Origin of the sequence: Roseburia sp. AF02-12 (assembly GCF_003461765.1) — a bacterium.
Taxonomy (GTDB): domain Bacteria; phylum Bacillota; class Clostridia; order Lachnospirales; family Lachnospiraceae; genus Roseburia_C; species Roseburia_C amylophila.
Window position 1 is genome coordinate 593,645 of the sequence record NZ_QTXS01000001.1, and the last position, 20,401, is coordinate 614,045.

19 protein-coding genes are annotated in these 20,401 nt (G+C 40.7%); 17 read left to right on the forward strand and 2 right to left on the reverse strand.

From position 1 onward, the window contains the following. Positions 1–17: 17 nt before the first annotated feature. The 7 genes from glgA (at position 18) to DV740_RS02835 (ending at position 9,731) form a co-directional block, all read left to right on the forward strand. Positions 18–1,475 carry a glycogen synthase GlgA gene (gene glgA / locus DV740_RS02805; protein WP_117698395.1) on the forward strand — a complete coding sequence of 486 codons (1,458 nt, stop codon included), beginning with the start codon at positions 18–20 and terminating at the stop codon, positions 1,473–1,475. 147 nt (positions 1,476–1,622) lie between these two features. Continuing rightward, a complete protein-coding gene (locus DV740_RS02810) occupies positions 1,623–2,450 on the forward strand; it encodes a ClpP family protease (RefSeq protein ID WP_022243781.1) in 828 nt (275 codons plus the stop codon). An 89-nt stretch (positions 2,451–2,539) separates the two neighbouring features. After that, positions 2,540–3,412, forward strand: coding sequence for an undecaprenyl-diphosphate phosphatase (locus DV740_RS02815; RefSeq protein ID WP_197420804.1), 873 nt, complete (start codon positions 2,540–2,542; stop codon positions 3,410–3,412). A 13-nt stretch (positions 3,413–3,425) separates the two neighbouring features. Then, positions 3,426–6,032, forward strand: coding sequence for a DNA translocase FtsK (locus DV740_RS02820; protein WP_118087443.1), 2,607 nt, complete (start codon positions 3,426–3,428; stop codon positions 6,030–6,032). Positions 6,033–6,072: 40 nt separating this feature from the next. Further along, complete coding sequence (locus tag DV740_RS02825) at positions 6,073–7,743, forward strand: formate--tetrahydrofolate ligase (RefSeq protein ID WP_117841037.1); 1,671 nt, start codon at positions 6,073–6,075, stop codon at positions 7,741–7,743. Positions 7,744–7,751: 8 nt separating this feature from the next. Then, complete coding sequence (gene folD, locus DV740_RS02830) at positions 7,752–8,594, forward strand: bifunctional methylenetetrahydrofolate dehydrogenase/methenyltetrahydrofolate cyclohydrolase FolD (RefSeq protein WP_117841038.1); 843 nt, start codon at positions 7,752–7,754, stop codon at positions 8,592–8,594. 9 nt (positions 8,595–8,603) lie between these two features. Next, the gene (locus DV740_RS02835; protein WP_117841039.1) at positions 8,604–9,731 is read left to right on the forward strand and encodes a chitobiase/beta-hexosaminidase C-terminal domain-containing protein; all 1,128 of its coding nucleotides are present in this window, start codon (positions 8,604–8,606) and stop codon (positions 9,729–9,731) included. 68 nt (positions 9,732–9,799) lie between these two features. Here the strand turns inward: DV740_RS02835 and DV740_RS02840 are convergent, their stop codons facing one another. Both DV740_RS02840 and DV740_RS02845 read right to left on the reverse strand, forming a co-directional pair. Further along, positions 9,800–10,378: a xanthine phosphoribosyltransferase gene (locus DV740_RS02840; protein WP_117698389.1), complete on the reverse strand. Its 579-nt coding sequence runs from the start codon at positions 10,376–10,378 to the stop codon at positions 9,800–9,802. 46 nt (positions 10,379–10,424) lie between these two features. Then, positions 10,425–10,904 (reverse strand): hypothetical protein, encoded by a 480-nt coding sequence (locus tag DV740_RS02845; protein ID WP_022243788.1) that lies wholly within the window; start codon positions 10,902–10,904, stop codon positions 10,425–10,427. A 102-nt stretch (positions 10,905–11,006) separates the two neighbouring features. Here DV740_RS02845 and rlmH point away from each other — a divergent pair, with 102 nt between their 5' ends. The 10 genes from rlmH to DV740_RS02895 all read left to right on the forward strand — a co-directional run bounded on the left by rlmH (position 11,007) and on the right by DV740_RS02895 (position 20,356). Then, entirely contained in the window at positions 11,007–11,489 is a 483-nt protein-coding gene (gene rlmH, locus DV740_RS02850; RefSeq protein WP_117841040.1) for a 23S rRNA (pseudouridine(1915)-N(3))-methyltransferase RlmH, read from the forward strand. 46 nt (positions 11,490–11,535) lie between these two features. Further along, a complete protein-coding gene (locus DV740_RS02855; RefSeq protein ID WP_199534928.1) occupies positions 11,536–12,843 on the forward strand; it encodes a pyrimidine-nucleoside phosphorylase in 1,308 nt (435 codons plus the stop codon). A gap of 27 nt (positions 12,844–12,870) precedes the next feature. Continuing rightward, entirely contained in the window at positions 12,871–13,161 is a 291-nt protein-coding gene (locus DV740_RS02860; protein ID WP_227700104.1) for a YabP/YqfC family sporulation protein, read from the forward strand. 9 nt (positions 13,162–13,170) lie between these two features. Continuing rightward, positions 13,171–14,430 carry a sporulation protein YqfD gene (locus DV740_RS02865; protein ID WP_117841041.1) on the forward strand — a complete coding sequence of 420 codons (1,260 nt, stop codon included), beginning with the start codon at positions 13,171–13,173 and terminating at the stop codon, positions 14,428–14,430. Further along, entirely contained in the window at positions 14,417–15,415 is a 999-nt protein-coding gene (locus DV740_RS02870) for a PhoH family protein (RefSeq protein ID WP_022243793.1), read from the forward strand. Before DV740_RS02865 ends, DV740_RS02870 begins: the two co-directional genes overlap by 14 nt. Beyond that, entirely contained in the window at positions 15,402–16,583 is a 1,182-nt protein-coding gene (locus DV740_RS02875; RefSeq protein WP_117841042.1) for a hypothetical protein, read from the forward strand. The genes DV740_RS02870 and DV740_RS02875 overlap by 14 nt, the downstream gene beginning before the upstream one ends. Further along, complete coding sequence (gene ybeY, locus DV740_RS02880; protein WP_022243795.1) at positions 16,580–17,077, forward strand: rRNA maturation RNase YbeY; 498 nt, start codon at positions 16,580–16,582, stop codon at positions 17,075–17,077. The genes DV740_RS02875 and ybeY overlap by 4 nt, the downstream gene beginning before the upstream one ends. A 15-nt stretch (positions 17,078–17,092) precedes the next feature. Next, positions 17,093–18,205, forward strand: a complete 1,113-nt coding sequence (locus DV740_RS02885; RefSeq protein WP_117841043.1) for a DUF3048 domain-containing protein — start codon at positions 17,093–17,095, stop codon at positions 18,203–18,205. Between the two features lie 29 nt (positions 18,206–18,234). Then, entirely contained in the window at positions 18,235–19,893 is a 1,659-nt protein-coding gene (locus tag DV740_RS02890; protein ID WP_117841044.1) for a putative polysaccharide biosynthesis protein, read from the forward strand. A gap of 85 nt (positions 19,894–19,978) precedes the next feature. Then, positions 19,979–20,356, forward strand: coding sequence for a hypothetical protein (locus DV740_RS02895; protein WP_117841045.1), 378 nt, complete (start codon positions 19,979–19,981; stop codon positions 20,354–20,356). Positions 20,357–20,401 lie beyond the last annotated feature (45 nt).

Genomic DNA, 20,401 nt, shown 5'->3' on the forward strand with positions numbered 1-20,401 from the left:
CAGAAAGGGGTAGCAAAATGAAGAAAATTCTATTTGCAGCATCAGAATGTGTACCATTTATTAAAACCGGAGGGCTTGCGGACGTGTGTGGTGCACTGCCAAAGGAATTTGACCCTCAGTATTGGGATATTCGTGTGGTAATTCCAAACTATAGTTGTATACCGGAACATTTCCGGAGCCAGTTTGAATATGTAACACATTTTTACATGGGAACAGGTTCTTATATCCCAAGCAAATATGTGGGCGTATTAAAATATGAATTAGATGGAATTACATATTACTTTATTGATAATAAAGAGTATTTTGACTGTTTTTCACCTTATGGAAATATCAGACATGATATCGAAAAATTCTGTTTCTTTGATAAGGCAGTATTATCTATGCTTCCTGTTATCGGCTTCCAGCCGGATATTATCCATTGTCATGACTGGGAAACAGGTCTCATTCCGGTATATCTGAAAAACGAGTTTCAGGGAGATATGTTCTTCTGGGGTATGAAATCTGTTATGACTATTCATAACTTAAAATTCCAGGGTGTATGGGATATTAAGACCATGCGGGGGTTAACCGGACTTCCGGCATCACTCTTCACACCGGATAAGCTGGAATATAAGAAAGATGCTAATATGTTAAAGGGTGGTCTGGTTTATGCAGACTACATTACCACAGTTAGTGATTCTTATGCCAATGAGATTCAGACAGAATATTATGGGGAAGGTTTAAATGGTCTGCTTTCCGCCCGTCATTATGATATGCAGGGAATTGTAAACGGTATCGATTATCAGGTTTACAACCCGGCAACAGATAATAAGATTTACTGTAACTATGATGCTGAGTCATTCCGTAAAAAGAAAGTCAATAACAAGCTGAAATTACAGGAAGACTTAGGACTGACCGTAGATAAGAAGAAATATATGATTGGTCTGATTTCCCGTCTGACTGACCAGAAGGGCTTAGATTTGATTAACTTCGTTATCGACCGTATTGTGGATGACTTTACACAGCTTGTGGTAATTGGAACCGGTGAAGGTCAGTATGAGAACATGTTCCGTTATTATGCATGGAAATATCCGGATCGTGTGTCTGCAAATATCTGTTACTCCGATGACCTGGCACATAAGTTATATGCATCTGCCGATGCTTTCTTAATGCCATCCCGGTTTGAACCATGTGGACTGACACAGCTTATTTCCTTTCGCTACGGAACTGTGCCAATCGTCCGCGAGACTGGTGGATTAAAAGATACTGTTGTTCCATATAACGAATATGAAAATACCGGAGATGGATTCTCATTCAGTAATTACAATGGGGAGGAAATGCTTTCTGTCATTAATTATTCCAAACACATTTTCTTTGACAAGAAGAAACAGTGGAACCAGATTATTGACCGTGGCATGGCAAAAGACTTCTCCTGGAAGAGTTCTAAGTGCCGTTATGAGAACCTTTATAATTATTTAAAGGGCTGGCCGGTATAAAAAAGAATATCATGTAGATAATAAGACAGACAGTGTAAAACTGCCTGCCTTATTTTTTTCGCAAGTTTCTCGAGCTGCCAAGTATCCGTAAGAAGCAGCTGGCGAGCAGCGAGAAATAATCCAGACAGAAAGAAGGGAGCATCTGATATGGAGCAGAAAGAAAACCAAGTGCTGCTAAAGAAAAAAGTCCCAAATGTGGAATTGAAAAATGAAGAAATCAAAAATGCAGAATTACAAAATACAGAATCAAAAATAGAAAAAACAGAAAACAAAGAACGGAAAAAAGATGAATCGAAAAAGGAACAGTTAGATGAACAAGAACTGATCAGGGAATCCGGGCAGATTTCCTTATCTGACAGCCGATGGCATCAGAAGATTCATTTGTTATCGGTGATTGGTGAGATTGAAGGTCATGAATGTCTTTCTTCCAATACCAAGACAACGAAATATGAGCATGTACTGCCGAAGCTTGCAGAAATAGAAGATTCTGACCAGGTGGATGGTGTTCTTGTGCTTTTGAATACAGTAGGCGGTGATGTGGAATCCGGACTTGCCATTGCAGAAATGCTATCTTCCTTAAGTAAACCGACAGTGTCCCTTGTCTTAGGCGGAAGTCATTCCATTGGTGTGCCGCTGGCGGTTTCAACGGACTATTCTTTTATTGTGCCATCGGGAACCATGGTCATCCATCCGGTGCGTATGAGCGGGACAGTAATCGGAGCACCGCCAACTTATGATTATTTCCAGCAGATGCAGAATCGGATTATTCATTTTATAGCATCTCACAGCAGAGCGGATGAAAAAAGATTAGAGCAGCTCATGATGAATACCACCATGCTGACAAAGGATCTGGGAACCATTCTTGTAGGAGCGGATGCAGTAAAAGAAGGACTGATTGACGAAGTGGGGGGAATCGACCAGGCACTTCATAAATTGCATGAGATTATACGAGAACAGAAAAACGAATGCCTGTAATGACAAACGCATCAAAATATGGTATACTAATGCACAGTGTTGATAATTTTATACAAGTAACTGTAGTGAGAGATACCAAGGAGGCAGCTATGTCATTATTACAGTCTGTTTTATTAGGTCTGATACAGGGATTAACAGAATTTCTGCCGGTAAGCAGTTCCGGTCATCTGGCAATATTTAAACAGTTTTTTCAAATAGAAACCGGCGGAATGTTTTTCGATATTCTGCTTCACATCGGAACACTGATTGCTGTATTTATTGTATATTATAAGGATATATTCCGCATGATTAAAGAAGGTTTTGCCATTATTGGTGATTCTTTTGTAAATGTGGCAACCTTTTTTAAGCGTGTGATAACAAAAGAAGATTTGCCTTACCGCAAAATCGTGCATAATAGTTACCGGAAATTTGTGATGCTTGTCATTGTTTCCACGATTCCAACCGGAATTATTGGAATTGCAGCGAAAGATCTGGTGTCTGCGGCAGAGCAGATTTTACTGGTTCCTGGAATCTGCCTTATTATTACGGCAGTACTTTTATTTATTGCAGACCGAATTCCGGATGGCGGCAAGACACCAAAGCAGGTAACTTATACCAATGCATTTTTGATCGGTATCAGTCAGGGAATCGCAACCATGCCGGGCTTATCGCGGTCAGGAACCACAATCACAGCATGTCTTTCTACCGGAATGACCCGCAAATTTGCGGTAAAATATTCTTTTATCATGTCTATTCCGGCAATACTTGGAGCATTGGTAGTAGAGATTAAGGATGTTGAATTTGCAGCATTACAGTCTGCAGATATTTTGAATTACATAGTTGGAACGCTGGTGGCAGCGATAGTCGGTTATATCTGCATTAAGACCATGCTGGTAGTAGTGCGCAAAAAGAAATTCACGATATTTTCCATCTACTGTCTCATAATGGGACTGGTATCAATTGGAGGATATTTCTATATGTAAACGGGAGATTGAAATGGCAACTGGAACTAGAAAAAAGACAACTCAGAAGAAAAAAACAACGGGAACAACAGCATCAAAGGCAAGAAAACAGCGGGAACAGCAGGAATCATTCCGGAATGAAGTGATTCTTTGGATTGCACTGGCAGTCTGTATTGTTTTGCTGCTTGCTAATTTTGGAATCGGCGGAAAAATCGGAAGCGGAGTCAGTTCCTTTTTCTTTGGAATATTTGGATTAATGGCATATGTATTCCCAATCTGTTTCTTTTTAGCCGTGGTGTTCGCAGTGTCTAACCGGGAAAATAAAGTAGCAGCAGTCAAAATTGTAGCGGCGGTATTATTTGTATCCTTTTTATGCCTGTTTGTGCAGATGGTAACAGACAGCAGCAAGGAAGCAGGAGCAATATCCGCTTTCCGCTATGGCTTTGAAAATAAGGCTGGTGGCGGTATAATCGGTGGATTATTAGAACAGCTTCTGTGTCCGAATTTTGGTGTGCCGGGTACTTATGTCATTGATATTATCGTTTTGATAATTTCTCTGGTGCTGATTACGGAACGTTCTATTATGAAGGGCATGCAAAAAGGCGGAAAAGTCATTTACGATTCTGCCAAGGATGATGCAATCCGCCGAATGGATGCAGCAAAGGAACGCCGGGAGGAGCGGGAGAAAGAAAGAGAAAAAGAGCAGGCAAGACGGCGGATGGAGAAGAAGGTAAGTGGTGTGGCATTGGATACCAAATTACCATCCCCAGATAAAAAGAAAGTTAAATCAGATGATATTAATGAAATTACCTTAAGTGATATCGAAGATATGCCCGTGGTACAGGAAGAAAATAAAGTTGTACTTACGGCAGCCAACGGCAGTCAGGGAGTGGAACCGCCGGTATGGCGGGAGCCGGTAATTCGCACACTGAATGAGCCGGTGGCAACCATACATAGAACAGAGGTAAAACCGGTAATTGAGCCTGCATTTGAGCCGGAACCTGTTGCAGAAAAGACAGAAAGCTATATGCAAAAAGAACCGGTGCAACCTGCAATGGACGAAGAAAAGCCAAGGAAAAATAAAAAGCAGGATAAGATGGAAATTGAAGATGAAGTAGCGGCAGTAGAAGAATCCATCGTAAAACAGGAAAGTTCCGGTGGCAGATATGTATTCCCGCCGGTAGATTTGCTGAAAAAAGGAAATACAGGTGCTTCTGGTGATACCAGAGATTATCTCAATCAGACAGCAGCAAAATTAAAAGAGACTCTAAAGAATTTTGGAATTAATATTACAATTACGGCTATCAACTGCGGACCAGCAGTAACGAGATATGAATTCCAGCCGGAAATGGGTGTAAAGGTCAGCAAAATCGTAAATTTGTCCGATGATATCAAGATGAATCTTGCGGCGGCGGATATCCGGATTGAAGCACCGATTCCGGGTAAAGCAGCCATTGGTATCGAGGTGCCGAATAAAGAAAGTATTCCGGTTATGTTCCGTGATCTGGTAGAGTCAGAGGAATTTCATGCCAATAAATCACCGATTGCTTTTGCAGCCGGAAAAGATATTGCCGGAAAAGTCATGATTGCGGACATTGCAAAGATGCCGCATCTATTGATTGCAGGAGCTACCGGTTCCGGTAAATCTGTCTGTATCAATACAATTATTATGAGTATTTTGTACCGGGCAGATCCGGAGGATGTAAAGCTTATCATGATTGACCCGAAGGTGGTTGAGTTAAGTGTATACAATGGAATCCCACATCTGTTTATTCCGGTTGTTACAGATCCGAAGAAGGCGGCAGGTGCATTGCACTGGGCGGTAGCTGAAATGACAGACCGTTATCAGAAATTTGCAGAATACGGTGTCCGTGATCTGAAGGGCTATAACCAGAAAATAGAAGGAATCAAAGATATTGATGACCCGGATAAGCCAAAGAAGATGCCGCAGATTGTAATTATTGTGGACGAGCTGGCGGATTTGATGATGGTTGCACCGGGGGATGTGGAAGATGCTATCTGCCGGTTGGCGCAGCTTGCAAGAGCCGCAGGAATCCATCTTGTCATTGCAACACAGCGTCCTTCCGTAAATGTCATTACCGGACTGATTAAAGCAAATATGCCATCCCGAATCGCATTTTCTGTAACGTCCGGTGTGGATTCAAGAACCATTCTTGATATGAACGGTGCGGAAAAGCTTTTAGGAAAAGGCGATATGCTTTATTATCCGCAGGGCTTACAGAAACCGCTTCGTGTACAGGGTGCGTTTGTATCCGATAAAGAGGTATCAGATGTGGTTGAATTCTTAAAGGAACACAATGAGGGGGAAGGCTACAGTAGTGATATTGAAGAGCGGATGAACAATATTTCTGTATCCTCAAGCACTGGTGCTGATGCGGCATCTGGTGATGGAAATGACAGAGATGCTTATTTCTTGGATGCTGCAAAGCTTTTGATTGATAAAGATAAAGGTTCCATTGGAATGATTCAGCGTTATTTTAAAGTTGGTTTTAACCGAGCGGCAAGAATTATGGATCAGCTGGAAGAAGCTGGTGTAGTAGGACCGGATGAAGGGACCAAGCCGCGACAGGTGTTAATGTCTCCGGAACAGCTGGAAGCATTTATTGAAGAGGGTAATTAAGAAAGATTTATAGAATACAATCCATGAGGAGGAAATGAAGATGAAGTCAGATATTGAAATTGCACAGGAAGCAGAACTGGTACATATTAAGGAAGTTGCTGAGAAGCTCGGAATAAACGAGGATGAGCTGGAATTTTACGGAAAATACAAAGCAAAGATTTCCGATGAATTATGGGAGTCTGTAAAAGACAGGGAAGATGGCAAACTGGTTCTTGTAACAGCTATTAACCCGACACCTGCCGGCGAAGGAAAGACCACAACAAGTATCGGACTTGGTGAGGCGATGGCTTTACTTGGTAAAAAAGCGGTACTTGCACTTCGTGAGCCGTCTTTAGGACCGTGCTTTGGAATCAAAGGTGGAGCTGCAGGTGGTGGATATGCGCAGGTAGTTCCGATGGAAGATTTAAATCTGCATTTTACCGGAGATTTCCATGCAATCACATCCGCAAATAACCTGTTGGCAGCATTATTAGATAATCATATCCAGCAGGGCAACCAGCTTGGAATTGACCCACGTCAGGTAGTATGGAAACGTTGTATGGATATGAATGACCGTGCACTTAGAAATATTGTAATCGGTCTTGGAAGCAAGATGGATGGTATGGTACGTGAAGACCATTTCATCATTACAGTGGCATCTGAAATTATGGCTGTTTTATGTCTGGCGGACAATATGGAAGATTTGAAACGCCGTCTGGGCAGAATCATAGTTGCCTATTCCTTTGACGGAAATCCGATTACGGCAGATGATTTACATGCAACCGGTTCCATGGCAGCACTCTTAAAAGATGCCATCAAACCAAATCTGATTCAGACATTAGAGCACAACCCGGCCATTGTTCATGGTGGACCATTTGCAAATATTGCTCATGGATGCAACAGTGTCCGCGCTACAAAGACAGCTTTAAAATTAGGTGATATTGCAATTACAGAGGCCGGTTTTGGTGCTGACCTTGGTGCTGAGAAATTCTTTGATATCAAGTGCCGTAAGGCTGGACTTAAACCGGATGCAGTTGTACTGGTAGCAACCATCCGTGCATTAAAATATAACGGTGGGGTTCCAAAGGCAGACCTTGCAAAGGAAGATTTGGAAAGCTTAAAGAAGGGAATTGTAAACTTAGAGAAACATATCGAGAACCTTCAAAAATTTGGTGTACCGGTAGTAGTTACCTTAAACTCCTTTGTAACCGATACCAAAGAAGAAATTGCATTTGTAGAGAACTTCTGCAAGGAAAGAAACTGTGAATTCGCATTATCTGAAGTATGGGAAAAAGGTGGCGAAGGCGGAATCGAACTTGCAAAGAAAGTACTGGATACTTTAGATCATAAAGAAGCACATTTCAAACCTCTGTATGACGATGAGATGTCTCTTATGGATAAGATTAAGACGATTGCAACTGAGATTTATGGAGCAGATGATGTAACTTACAGTAAGGCTGCATTAAAAGAATTAAAACACATTGAAGAAATGGGAATGGGCAATTTCCCTGTATGTATGGCAAAGACCCAGTATTCTCTTTCTGATGATGCATCAAAGCTTGGCAGACCGACTGGCTTTACCGTAAATGTCCGTGAAGTATATGTATCTGCCGGAGCAGGCTTTGTAGTAGCTATTACCGGCTCTATTATGACCATGCCTGGACTTCCGAAAGTACCGGCTGCAAATAATATTGATGTAACCAATGATGGCGTAATTACAGGATTATTTTAGGAGGTATCATGGCATTATTAATTGATGGAAAAAGAATTTCTGCTGAAATAAAAGATGAATTAAAAGAAGAAGTAGCACAGTTAAAGGAACAGGGAATCACAGGAGCACTTGCTGTAATCCAGGTGGGAAATGACCCTGCATCCAGTGTATATGTCAGAAACAAAAAACGTGCCTGTGAATATATTGGGATAGATTCTCTTTCTTATGAGCTTCCGGAAGAGACTTCCCAGGATGAATTACTGGCTTTAATCGATAAATTGAATAAAGAAGAACATGTAAAAGGCATTTTGGTACAGCTTCCATTGCCAGAGGGCATTGATGAGGATGCGGTAATCCGTGCCATTTCTCCGAAGAAGGATGTAGATGGTTTCCATCCGGAAAATGTCGGCGCATTGATGATTGGACAGAAAGGATATATTTCCTGCACACCTGCCGGAATCATCCAGCTTCTGAAGCGTTCTGACATTGATATTGAGGGAAAACACTGTGTTATCGTTGGAAGAAGCAATATTGTTGGAAAACCGATGGCAATCTTAATGCTGCGTGAGAATGCAACTGTTACAGTAACGCATTCAAAAACCCGTAATTTAAAGGAAATCTGTAAAGAGGCAGATATTCTGATTGTTGCAATTGGGAAAAAAGAATTTATTGATGCATCCTATGTAAAAGATGGTGCAGTTGTCATTGATGTAGGAATTCATCGCGATGAGAACAATAAACTTTCCGGTGATGTAAAATTTGATGAAGTAGAGCAGCTTTGTAGTGCGATTACACCGGTTCCGGGTGGAGTCGGACCAATGACCATTGCAATGTTAATGAACAATTGTGTGGAAGCTATGAGACATGAATAGGAGAAGGCTATGAAGTGTGCAAATTGTGGAGCAGAAATAAAATTAGGCTGTGTGTACTGTTCTGTATGTGGAAAAGAAGCACAGATTGTTCCGGATTATAATGTGGAAGAGGATATTTTAAAAGAATTATTAGAAGAAGACGATAAACCGAATAAGAATACCTCTTCCAACGGAAAGAAGAAAAAATCATTGAAAAACAGCCAGAAGAAAAAGAAACAGAAAAGACTTCTGATTACAGTATCAGTTCTGATTACTATTGCAATCATTGGTGTAGTTATTGTTCTGCTGGTGCAGAACAGCCATAAGAAATCTTTTGATTATCAGTATCAGAAGGGAATCAGTTACACGGAAGAGAAGAATTATACCAAGGCATTGACCTATTTTGAACAGGCTGAGAAATTGCAGCCGGATAATGTGGATGTATTACTGCGGATGGCTGATTTGTACCGTCTCCGAAAAGATGAAACATCAGAAGAAGCGTATTTGTTACAGATACTTACCCTTGATAAGAACAATGAAGAAGCGTATCAGATGCTGATTGCCTTATATGATAAGCAAAAGGAATATGATAAACTACAGGATTTATATGAACAATCAGACTCTGATAAAATAAAAGCGCTGTTTGATAATTATGAAGTAAAGGCTCCGGAGTTTTCGGAAGAAGCCGGGGAATACAATGATACGATTGAAATTGAACTGATGGCAGACTCAGACTGTACCATTTATTATACGTTAAACGGTGATTCTCCGATTGAAAAGGGAATGGAATATACAGAACCGATTTCTTTAGAGGATGAGAAAGAATATACCATCAAAGCAGTAGCAAAGGACGCAAGAGGCTTTTATAGTGAGATTGCAGAAGCAGATTATGAAATTACTTTTGAAGCTCCGGATTCTGCTAATGTAACACCTGCGGCCGGAACATATTATGATGCGCAGAGCATCAGTATACAGGTTCCCGCTGGTTCCACTGCTTACTATACCTGGGATGGCTCAACACCAACACAGGATTCTGATGTATACAGTGAACCACTTGAAATGCCACAGGGCAATAATGTGTTGTCTATTCTTGTGGTAGATGACCATGGACTGGCAAGCCCGGTGATAAGATATAATTACATTTATCTGCCGGAATAAGCTATGGCAGATGAACAAAGGCAGATAAGAATGTTTCTTATCTGCCTTCGTTCCGGGGATTTTAAAAATTAGTCTTCTTTTACAAATTCAATGACACCCTTGTCAAGTCTGGATACTCTTGCTAAAGAATAAACATCGATGCCCTGTTCCTCCAATTTTTCACGACCAGGCTGGAATGCTTTTTCAATTAAGACACTGACACCTGCGATGGTGGCATGTGCTTTACGGATTAGGCGGATAGCACCGGTAGCAGCTTCGCCGTTGGCAAGGAAATCATCCACGATAAGAATGTGGTCATTTTCGCTGATGTATTTTGCGGAAATGGTTAATTCATAGCTGGTTCCTTTGGTATAAGAAGTTACAACAGTCTGATATAAATCATGATTTAAAATTTTAGAAGGCTGTTTCTTTAAAATAACAAGTGGAACGCCTAATGCTTCTGCAGCCATAAGAGCCGGAGCAATACCGGAGCTTTCGATGGTAGCAATACGTGTGATACCTTTTCCTTTATAATGTTCTGCAATATCTTTGCCCATTTTCTTCATTAATTCAGGATCCACCTGATGATTAATAAAGCTGTCAACCTTTAAAATGTTTTCGCTTTCTGCGATTCCTTCTGCAAGAATTTTGTCTTCTAATAATTTCATTTTGTTACTCCTTTGATTGTATTATATTTAAGCAGAAATCTGCTGTTTATTCATTGTTGTCTGAATAGTAAGCGGCATAAATCTTTTCTAAGATATGTTCTTCATAATCCTCCGGCAGACCGGCAAATTTAGCATGAAGAAGTGCGGCAATTTTGTCGGAACGGATAAAGTAACGCTGCTCCATGGAAGGCTCGCTGTCAGCACCACTGACATGGTCGATTTCTTCCGCAGTATAGTTTGAAGAGAACCATTCCATAATTTCGCTGGTGCGTCTGCTTTCCATATCTGCATCCGCAGACATCTGGTTGATTTTACGGAAATGTGTAATTCCGATTCCAAGAAAAATAACAAACAGAACAGACATTACAACAATCATAATAACACGCATATAATCAGCCATTGGTAATTTGATGATGTCCAGAGCAAAAAGAATGACAAAAATCAGACCGGCAATTCCAACTCCAAGGAATGTATAAGCGGTAGAACGATTATCTTCCAGCTGGGCATCTTTCTCCTTGTATACCATGTTATGTACCTGACCTTTCGTTATAATAATACTATTATAAGTGATTTTATCCGACGATACAATAACCTTGTCTGTATTTCTGAAATAAGGTATACTGCAAGTATGAAGATAACAATATTATGCGTAGGAAAAATCAAAGAAAAATATTTCAGGGATGCCATTGCCGAGTACGAAAAAAGACTGGGCAGATACTGTAAGCTTGAAATTGTGGAAGTGGCAGATGAGAAAACACCGGATGGAGCATCCGAGGCAGAGGAACAGCAGATTCGTCATAAAGAGGGGGAACGTCTTTTAAAATATTTAGAGGGAAAGAACTGCTACGTCATTGCCCTTGCAATCAACGGAAAAATGCTGGATTCTGTTGCTTTATCGGAAAAAGTCAGTGACTTGATGGTAAAGGGCAACAGCCATATCGTTCTTGTGATCGGAGGCTCCCTTGGAATTGCGGATGAAGTATTAAAACGTGCAGATGAAAAAATAAGCTTTTCGAAGATGACATTTCCGCACCAGCTGATGCGTGTTATTTTATTGGAGCAGTTATACCGGAGCTATCGGATTATCAATCATGAACCGTATCACAAATAAGCAACCGTATCATAAATAGAAGAAACGGATAAAAGGAGGAGATTTTATGAGGATGTACGACCTCATTTTAAAGAAAAAGGAAGGAGCTGCTTTAAGCAAAGAAGAAATCCAGTGGATGATAAATGCATTTACAACCGGTGAAATTCCGGATTATCAGATGTCAGCCATGCTGATGGCAATCTGTTTTCAGGGAATGAATCACGATGAGACACTGGCATTAACACTTGCTATGCGGGATAGCGGAGATGTGCTTGATTTATCCGGTATTAAAGGCGTAAAGGTGGATAAACACAGCACCGGTGGTGTAGGAGATAAGACCTCCCTGATTCTGACACCAATCATTGCTGCACTGGGTGTTCCGGTAGCAAAAATGTCCGGAAGAGGATTGGGTCATACCGGTGGAACCATTGATAAGTTAGAATGCTTTGAAGGATTCAGCACTTCCATATCAGAAGAAGCCTTTTTAAAGCAGGTATCAGAGGTTGGCGTTGCAATTGCTGGACAGACTGCTAATCTTGCACCAGCAGATAAGAAGCTGTATGCACTCCGGGATGTCACTGCTACGGTAGCGGAGAAATCCTTAATTGCCAGCAGCATTATGAGTAAGAAATTAGCCAGCGGATCGGATGCTATTGTCCTTGACGTAAAGACCGGAAACGGTGCATTCATGCAGACTGTGGAAAAGGCAGAGGAACTTGCCCGGATTATGGTGGCCATCGGAAATGGTGCTGGAAAGAAAACTTATGCGGTTATTACAGATATGTCACAGCCTCTTGGCAATACAGTAGGCAATATTGTGGAAGTGCAGGAAGCCATTGAAGCATTGAATGGAAAAGGGCCAAAGGATCTGATGGATGTTGTCTATGCATTAGGGTATCTTATGTTAAAGGCTGCCGGTGTGGCAGAAGATGAAAAAGAAGCAAGAACAAGGATGGAGAAAGTCATTGCAAGCGGAAAAGCACTGGATAAATTTGCAGACTTTGTAGAAGCACAGGGTGGCAGAAAGGAACAGGTTTATCATCCGCAGTTATTGGCAAAAGCAGCAATTACAGAAACTATCACCGCACCGGAAGATGGATATGTAGAAGCTTTAAATGCTATGGCAATTGGAACTGCCTGCATGAGCCTTGGCGGCGGCAGAGAGACAAAGGAGAGTCAGATTGATTTAACTGCCGGTATCCGCCTTAAGAAAAAAATAGGAGACAGCGTAAAAAAAGGAGAATGTCTGGCCGAATTATATGGTAATGATGCAGCAAAATGCAACGATGCAAAGGAACTGGTTCAAAATGCATTTCTTTTCAGTAAAGAGCCACTGGATGCACCGGAAACAGTTTTAAAATATATTACCGCATAGAAAAGAAAAAAACTCATATAGTTATATATGAGGAAAAACAATAAGAAAGAGTTAAAAAAAGATTTTAAAAATCATATGGTGGAATCCTTAGAACTGCCGAAAGACTTAGTCTACCGGGCAGCAATTGTAACCGTTATGGGTAACAGGGAACTGCTGTTGGAAAATTATAAGGGAATCTTAGAATACGAGAAAGAATATATCAGGATTCAGGCGAAAAGCTGCCGGATTCTTGTTCGTGGGAAAAATCTCAACATTTCCTATTATACGAATGAAGAGATGAAAATAACAGGAATCATCCAAAGTATTGAGTATGAATAGAGGTTTTCGATGACAACACTTTCCCTGTTTAAATATATAGGCGGTTACCTTGAGGTAATCTTAAGTGGTTATGCCCCGGAACGATTTTTAAATCTGTGTGGCAATCACAATATTTTAATCTGGAATCTTCGAAAAGAGGAAGATGTTTATCGCTTTTTTATCAGCATTCGTGCATTTTGGAGTATCCGTCCGTTCGTAAGCAAGACCGGATGCAGGATTCGGATTCTGCGCAAAATAGGATTTCCGTTCTGGATGAACCGTTACCGGAAACGAAAATGCCTCCTGATGGGAGTAATTCTTGCAGCTGGTCTGGTGTGGTTTTTATCACGATTTCTCTGGAATGTGGAGGTAGATGGTAATTCATCTGTTACGACAGAAACCGTTTTAACATTTCTTGATGAGGAGGATTGTGGTTACGGAGACCGGATTCGTACAATTGACTGCGAACAGTTAGAACGGGATCTGCGGGCACAGTTTCCGGAAATCATCTGGGCATCGGTACAGATTTACGGAACGAAAATGACGGTATTAATCAAGGAAAATCTGGTACAGCAGGAAGCAATGGAAGAATTGCCGTATGAAGCTTCAGACCTGATAGCAGAAGAGGATGCGACAGTGGAATCCATTGTTACAAGAAATGGAACCCCACTAGTAAAGAACGGCGATGCAGTAAAGGCAGGAGATATATTAGTAAGTGGCAGGATTGATTTGACCAATGACAGCGGGGAACAGTATGCCTATGAATATTGCAATGCGGATGCGGATATATATCTACTGACGGAATATCCATACCATGATAAATTTTCCCTTGTCCATGAAGAAAAAAGAATGACCGGTGCAGAAAAGAAACGGTATTCCATTGATTTCTTTGGAAAAGTAATAACACTTCCGGCATTAAGCGGTGAATTTGAATGTGCAGACAAAACCACGGATTATAAACAGCTTTGCCTCCACGGGGACTTTTATCTGCCACTTGGAATCTATTCTAGTACTTTAAAAGAGTATCGGACAGAACAGGCAATTTATACGAAAGAGCAGGCAGAAGCGGTTGCTACAGAAAATTTTAATATTTATTTGTCACATTTAGCAGAAAAAAATATTCAAATTTTAGAAAAAAATGTTATTATAGATATGGACGATAAAAACTGTATCATGGAAGGAATCATCAAAGTGCGCACAAAAGCTGCTTTAAGACACGAAACGGAACAGCTTACAGCACCTGATACAGAAGACACAGAGGAAGGGCTAGTATTAAATGAGCTTGAATGAAACAAGAATTGATATACCGGCAGAGCATGTTTCCAATATTTTCGGACAATTTGACCATAATATAAAATTGATTGAACGGACCTTAAATGTTACGGTAGTGCCCCGCAATGAAGGAATCAAAGTCATTGGAGATACCGCAAATGTAGAGGGTGCATGCAAGGTGTTTGCAGAACTTTTACAACTGGCAGAGAGAGGAAACATGATTGATGAGCAGAAGGTTGCATATACACTTTCTCTTTTGGGAGAACATAAAGAAGGCTCGTTGGTAGAAATCGATAAGGACTGCATCTGCCATACGATAAACGGCAAACCGGTGAAACCAAAGACTTTAGGCCAAAAGGCTTATGTGGATGCCATCCGTAAGCAGATGATTGTATTTGGAATCGGGCCTGCCGGAACCGGAAAGACTTATCTTGCCATGGCAATGGCAATTACTGCATTTAAGAATGAAGAAGTAAATCGTATTATTTTAACCCGTCCTGCAATTGAAGCCGGTGAGAAATTAGGATTTCTTCCAGGAGATTTACAGAGCAAGGTAGATCCGTATCTTCGCCCGCTGTATGATGCACTGTATCAGATTATGGGAGCAGAAAGCTTTCAGCGGAATATGGAAAAGGGGCTTATTGAGGTCGCACCATTGGCTTATATGAGAGGCCGTACCTTAGATAATGCATTTATTATCTTGGATGAGGCACAGAATACTACACCGGCACAGATGAAGATGTTTTTAACACGTATTGGATTTGGTTCCAAGGTTGTGGTGACCGGAGATGCTACCCAGAAGGATCTGGCTCCGGGAACGAAGTCGGGACTGGATGTGGCATTACGTGTACTTCGCAATGTAGATGAGATATCCGTCTGTAAATTGACCAGTGCTGACGTAGTAAGACATCCTTTGGTACAGAAGATTGTAAAAGCCTATGACGATTATGAATCAAAAGCAAATAAAAGAACGAAAAGAGTAACGAAAAATGAAGGAAGATAGATTTTCACCCAAAAGAATGATTCGTATGCTGGGAATCATTATTTCCGTTGCGATTTATTCTGTTTTTCTGGCAATAATCTGCAAGTTTACCATAGACCGTGTACTGGTGCTTGTTTTTATAAATGCTTTATATCTGCCATTGCTGATTGCAGTGATTGAAATGGAACGTATCAGAGGGCATCTGAACCGGAATGAAAAAAGTGATTTTCATCAGCTGTTTCTTTGCTTTCTTGCAGCAGCAGCCTGTTATGTGGGTTTCTTTTTTATGCCGGCATATATGGCACCTGTCATGATTCCGGTCATGATTCTTTCCTGTGGCGGAAATGAGCTGATTGGTATTTTAGGCGGAATTTATTTTAATACACTGCTTTGCATGTGTTCCAGCGGCAGTTTTTATGAATATGCGGCATATACTATGCTGACGGTACTTTCCGGAATTCTGCTTATGGTAATCAGCCAGAAAAAATATAAAATTTATGGATGCATCATGACCGTTGCATTGTCGTTTGCTGTTCCGAGTATCTTCTATTACATCAGCAGCTTTGAAATCAATTATCATCAGTACTTATCCGCAGGATGCAGCATGATACTGACTGCAGTTTTTTCGTACTTTTTTGCAGACAGGCTGTATTATTATACGAAGCATGAAAAAGAACGTACTTTAGCTGAAATTATTGCAGAAAATTTTCCGCTGGTACAGGAGATTAAAAACTATTCGGAAATTGATTATGCACATGCCCGTAAAGTTTCGAGTGTGGCAGAAGAATGTGCAAAGGAGCTTGGGGCAGATGATAAAACGGTAGCTGCGGCAGGATTTTACTACCGGATTGGCAAGCTGGAGGGAGAACCGTTTGTAGAAAATGGAGTTCGTCTTGCTGAGATTAACTGTTTCCCGAAAAACGTGGTTAAGATTCTAAGTGAATACAATGGTGAATTAAATGCTATTAGTTCCATAGAGTCCGCAATCGTACATATTGTGGACAGTATTGTTACCAAATTTGAACTTTTGGACAAGGAAACCGTGAAGAACAGCTGGAATCATGATATTATTATTTATCAGACATTAAACGAAAAATCGGCTGCCGGATTATATGATGAAGCGAATCTTGGCATGAACCAGTTTATTAAAATCAGAGAGTTTTTAACGAAAGGAGCGGATTTATTTTGAGCCTTGCGATAGAAAAAGAAGCGGAGGTTACCTTCGATTTTGATTATGAAACACTTGCAAAAGATGTAATATCGTTTACAATGGAACATGAGCATTTTCCTTTTGAAGCAGAAATCAGCCTTACGTTGACAGATAACGAAGGTATCTGGAAGGTTAATAAAGAGTTCCGGGAGATAGACCGCCCGACGGACGTTTTATCCTTTCCAATGTTAGAATATGATGTACCGGGAGATTTTTCCCAGATAGAGAATCAGACGGAGGATTGCTTTAATCCGGATACAGGGGAAATTCTGCTGGGGGATATTATTATTTCTGTGGACAAGGTCAGGGAACAGGCAGAGGAATATGGTCACAGCATGCAAAGAGAATTTGCATTTCTGATTGTACATAGTATGTTGCATCTGTTTGGTTACGACCACATGGAAGAGCAGGAAGCTGCAGTGATGGAAGGAAAGCAGCGCGAGATTTTAGAATGCTTAAATATTTTAAGATAAAAATGGAGGAACATCATGAAAAAGAGATTAAGTATTGTTTTATGTATGACACTGATGGCAACCAGTCTTTTAGCTGGATGTAAGAAAAAAGAGGAAGCTCCGGAACCGACAGAAACCGTTTCTGAAGCAGAACCTGAAACCGAAACTGAAACCGGCAAAGATGGTATGGCAAGAAGTTACCTGACCGGTGAATGGATTGATAAAGATTTAGCAAAGAAGAAACCGGTTGCAATCATGATTGGAAATACCAATGATGCATTGCCACAGTATGGACTGTCGCAGGCAGACGTACTTTACGAAGCTCCTGCTGAAGGAGGAATTACCCGTCTGATGCCAATTTTCCAGGATTACTCCGGATTAGACAAGATTGGTTCGGTAAGAAGCTGTCGTCACTACTATGCATATTATGCAATGGAATTTGATGCAATTTATATTCATTACGGACAGGCAATTTACGCAACTGAGCTGTTAGAGAGTGGCAAAGTTGAGGACTTAAACGGTTTAGAGGGTGCCATTGATTCTGCTACTTTCTATCGTGACAAGTCAAGAAAGGCTCCACACAATGCATTTGTAAGCACAGATGGTATTGATGCCGGAATTGAATTAAAAGGTTATGATACCGAGCTGCCTTCCGATTATGCAGGACATTATCAGTTTAATGAAGATGATGAAAAAGAAATTGAACTTACAGACGGAGCAGATGCAGCAGTGGTTCAGCCGGGATATTATATAAACAATCCTTGGTTTGTATATAACAGTGAAGATGGTTTATACTATCGTTTCCAGTATAAAAAAGAGCATATGGATGAAAATACAGGCACACAGCTTGCTTTTAAGAACATTCTGCTTCAGTACTGCGATTATACCAAGTTAGATGATGCACACGGTTATCTGGATGTTGAGAGCACCGGTGAAGGAACCGGAAAATATATTACTAACGGTAAAGTAATTGATGTGACATGGAAGAAAGCAAGCGAAAACGAGCCAACCAGATACTATGACGCTTCTGGTAATGAAATCACATTGAACCAGGGTAAAACCATGGTATGTGTATTGTTAAATGATATGGAGAAGAAATTAAATATCTATGCAACAGAAGATGAGTTTACACCACCTTCCGCTAAATAATTATTTCGAAAATTACTTGAGGTAAATTTATGAGTTCAGGAAAAAAGAGTGACTCCAACTTTTTAGTACAGGGTTCCATTCTTGCAATTGCCTCTATAGTCAGCAGGATAATCGGTCTGCTCTATCGTATCCCGATGACCAATATCATTGGAGATACCGGTAACAGTTATTACAGTGCAGCCTTTGAAATTTATAATATCCTGCTGATTATTTCTGCATACAGCCTGCCATTGGCGGTATCCAAGCTGGTATCTGCCCGTGTCTCGAAGGGGCAAAGAAAAAATGCATATCGAATTGTAAAAGGGGCCCTGCTTTTAGCAACCGGTACCGGACTTACTGCAAGTTTGATTCTTTTCTTTGGTGCGTCATTCTTCACAAACATGCTGAATACGCCCCTTAGTATTTTTGCGTTGAAGGTTCTGGCACCGACGATATTGGTAGTTGCTGTATTAGGAGTCTTACGTGGATTTTTCCAAGGACTTGGTACCATGATGCCGAGTGCCATTTCACAGATTATCGAACAGATTGTCAATGCGATTGTCAGTATTGCAGCTGCCTATATCCTCTATGGATATGGGGCAAGAATCGGAGCAGTGCTTGGAAATAAGGAAAAGTATGGCTCTGCTTACGGTGCTGCAGGTGGAACACTGGGTACCAATATGGGAGCAGTGTTTGCACTTTTATTCCTTGGAATGTTGTTTCTGGCATACAAACGTATTTTTAAACGACAGATGCGCCGGGATACCAGCAGCAAAACAGAATCCTATCAGAATGTCTTTCGTGTACTGATTATGACCATTGTTCCGGTACTTTTAAGTACCACAATTTATAATATCAGTGCAATTTTAGATCAGGGTATCTATAAGAACGTAGCGGAACTACAGGGCTATAAGCCGGATGATATTGATGTCTGGTGGGGAATCTTTTCCGGAAAATATAAGACCATTATCAATATTCCGATTTCCATTGCTTCTGCGATGGCGGCTTCCTGTGTACCAAATCTTACCGGTGCGTATGCAAGAAAGGACAGAGAGTCCGTACGAAGCCAGATTAATATTGCAATCCGCTTTATTATGGTAATTGCATTCCCTTGTACCATTGGAATTGCAGTGCTGTCAGGACCGATATTAAAGTTGCTGCATCTTTATGGCAGCACCGGAACTACTGCAGCAACCATGCTTACAACGGGAGCTGTTGCAATTTTGTTCTATTCTCTTTCCACATTATCTAATGGATTGTTACAGGGGATTAACCGGATGAGAGAGCCTGTTAAAAATGCGGCTATCGCATTGGGACTGCATCTGATTGTACTTTTGGTGATGATGTTTGGTTTACATCTTGGTATTTATGCAGTGGTATATTCCAATGCATTATTTGCATTCTTTATGTGCCTCTTTAATGCAATGTCTTTGCGGAAATACAGTGGTTATCGTCAGGAAGTTGTGAAAACTTTCTTAATCCCGGTGGCAGCTTCTGCCATTATGGGCGTCGTAGTCTTTGGCGTTTACAATGGTATTTTTGCTATAATTAAAGTAAATGCGGTTGCAGCCATACTTGCCATTGGAATTGGTGCTGTTGTATATGGTGCAATGCTTTTATTATTAAAAGGTTTAAGCGAGGAAGAACTAAAGAAATTCCCGAAGGGCTACCTTCTCGTCCGCATTGCCAAGAAATTACATTTATTATAAAATGCAATAAAAGGGCAAAACATAGAATTCCTGAAAAAATTGTATAAAAAGAAAAAACCTGCGCATACTGTTTGTGGTGATGAATATGAAAAACACAAAACGTATGCGCACTTTTTTCCTTGGAGCACTGGTATTATCTATCTCTGCATGGATTGGTGGAAGACAGTATTATCTGAAACTGAATGAAAAAGAACAAGAAAAAATAATAGAGATTCAGGAAGCTGAGACGGAGCAATTCGAGGATAGCGTGGAAAGTGCAAACATTCAGAATAAAAAAGCATTTGTTATCCGGGAAGAGGACGGGTACCTGAATGTCTATTTCGGCGAAGAGGATGCCTTATACATGTATACTGGAATTGCGTATCAGGGACTGCCGGAAGAATTGAAAAAAGAAATCAGCAATGGAAAAACCTTTGATACACTGGAAGATTTATACCGTTTCTTAGAAAGCTATTCCAGTTAAAAAGTTGATTGTTTCAGACTGTTATGATACAATCTAAAAGGCTGA

Excerpts from the sequence above, each read along its gene's own strand:
- DV740_RS02895 (WP_117841045.1), top strand. The coding sequence starts at position 19,979 with ATGAAAAACACAAAACGTATGCGCACTTTTTTCCTTGGAGCACTGGTA.
- DV740_RS02875 (WP_117841042.1), top strand. The coding sequence starts at position 15,402 with ATGAAGGAAGATAGATTTTCACCCAAAAGAATGATTCGTATGCTGGGA.
- folD (WP_117841038.1), top strand. The coding sequence starts at position 7,752 with ATGGCATTATTAATTGATGGAAAAAGAATTTCTGCTGAAATAAAAGAT.
- glgA (WP_117698395.1), top strand. The coding sequence starts at position 18 with ATGAAGAAAATTCTATTTGCAGCATCAGAATGTGTACCATTTATTAAA.
- DV740_RS02835 (WP_117841039.1), top strand. The coding sequence starts at position 8,604 with ATGAAGTGTGCAAATTGTGGAGCAGAAATAAAATTAGGCTGTGTGTAC.
- DV740_RS02855 (WP_199534928.1), top strand. The coding sequence starts at position 11,536 with ATGAGGATGTACGACCTCATTTTAAAGAAAAAGGAAGGAGCTGCTTTA.
- DV740_RS02890 (WP_117841044.1), top strand. The coding sequence starts at position 18,235 with ATGAGTTCAGGAAAAAAGAGTGACTCCAACTTTTTAGTACAGGGTTCC.
- DV740_RS02815 (WP_197420804.1), top strand. The coding sequence starts at position 2,540 with ATGTCATTATTACAGTCTGTTTTATTAGGTCTGATACAGGGATTAACA.
- DV740_RS02865 (WP_117841041.1), top strand. The coding sequence starts at position 13,171 with ATGACAACACTTTCCCTGTTTAAATATATAGGCGGTTACCTTGAGGTA.
- DV740_RS02840 (WP_117698389.1), bottom strand. The coding sequence starts at position 10,378 with ATGAAATTATTAGAAGACAAAATTCTTGCAGAAGGAATCGCAGAAAGC.
- rlmH (WP_117841040.1), top strand. The coding sequence starts at position 11,007 with ATGAAGATAACAATATTATGCGTAGGAAAAATCAAAGAAAAATATTTC.
- DV740_RS02820 (WP_118087443.1), top strand. The coding sequence starts at position 3,426 with ATGGCAACTGGAACTAGAAAAAAGACAACTCAGAAGAAAAAAACAACG.
- DV740_RS02825 (WP_117841037.1), top strand. The coding sequence starts at position 6,073 with ATGAAGTCAGATATTGAAATTGCACAGGAAGCAGAACTGGTACATATT.
- DV740_RS02810 (WP_022243781.1), top strand. The coding sequence starts at position 1,623 with ATGGAGCAGAAAGAAAACCAAGTGCTGCTAAAGAAAAAAGTCCCAAAT.
- DV740_RS02870 (WP_022243793.1), top strand. The coding sequence starts at position 14,417 with ATGAGCTTGAATGAAACAAGAATTGATATACCGGCAGAGCATGTTTCC.
- DV740_RS02845 (WP_022243788.1), bottom strand. The coding sequence starts at position 10,904 with ATGGTATACAAGGAGAAAGATGCCCAGCTGGAAGATAATCGTTCTACC.
- DV740_RS02860 (WP_227700104.1), top strand. The coding sequence starts at position 12,871 with ATGAGGAAAAACAATAAGAAAGAGTTAAAAAAAGATTTTAAAAATCAT.
- DV740_RS02885 (WP_117841043.1), top strand. The coding sequence starts at position 17,093 with ATGAAAAAGAGATTAAGTATTGTTTTATGTATGACACTGATGGCAACC.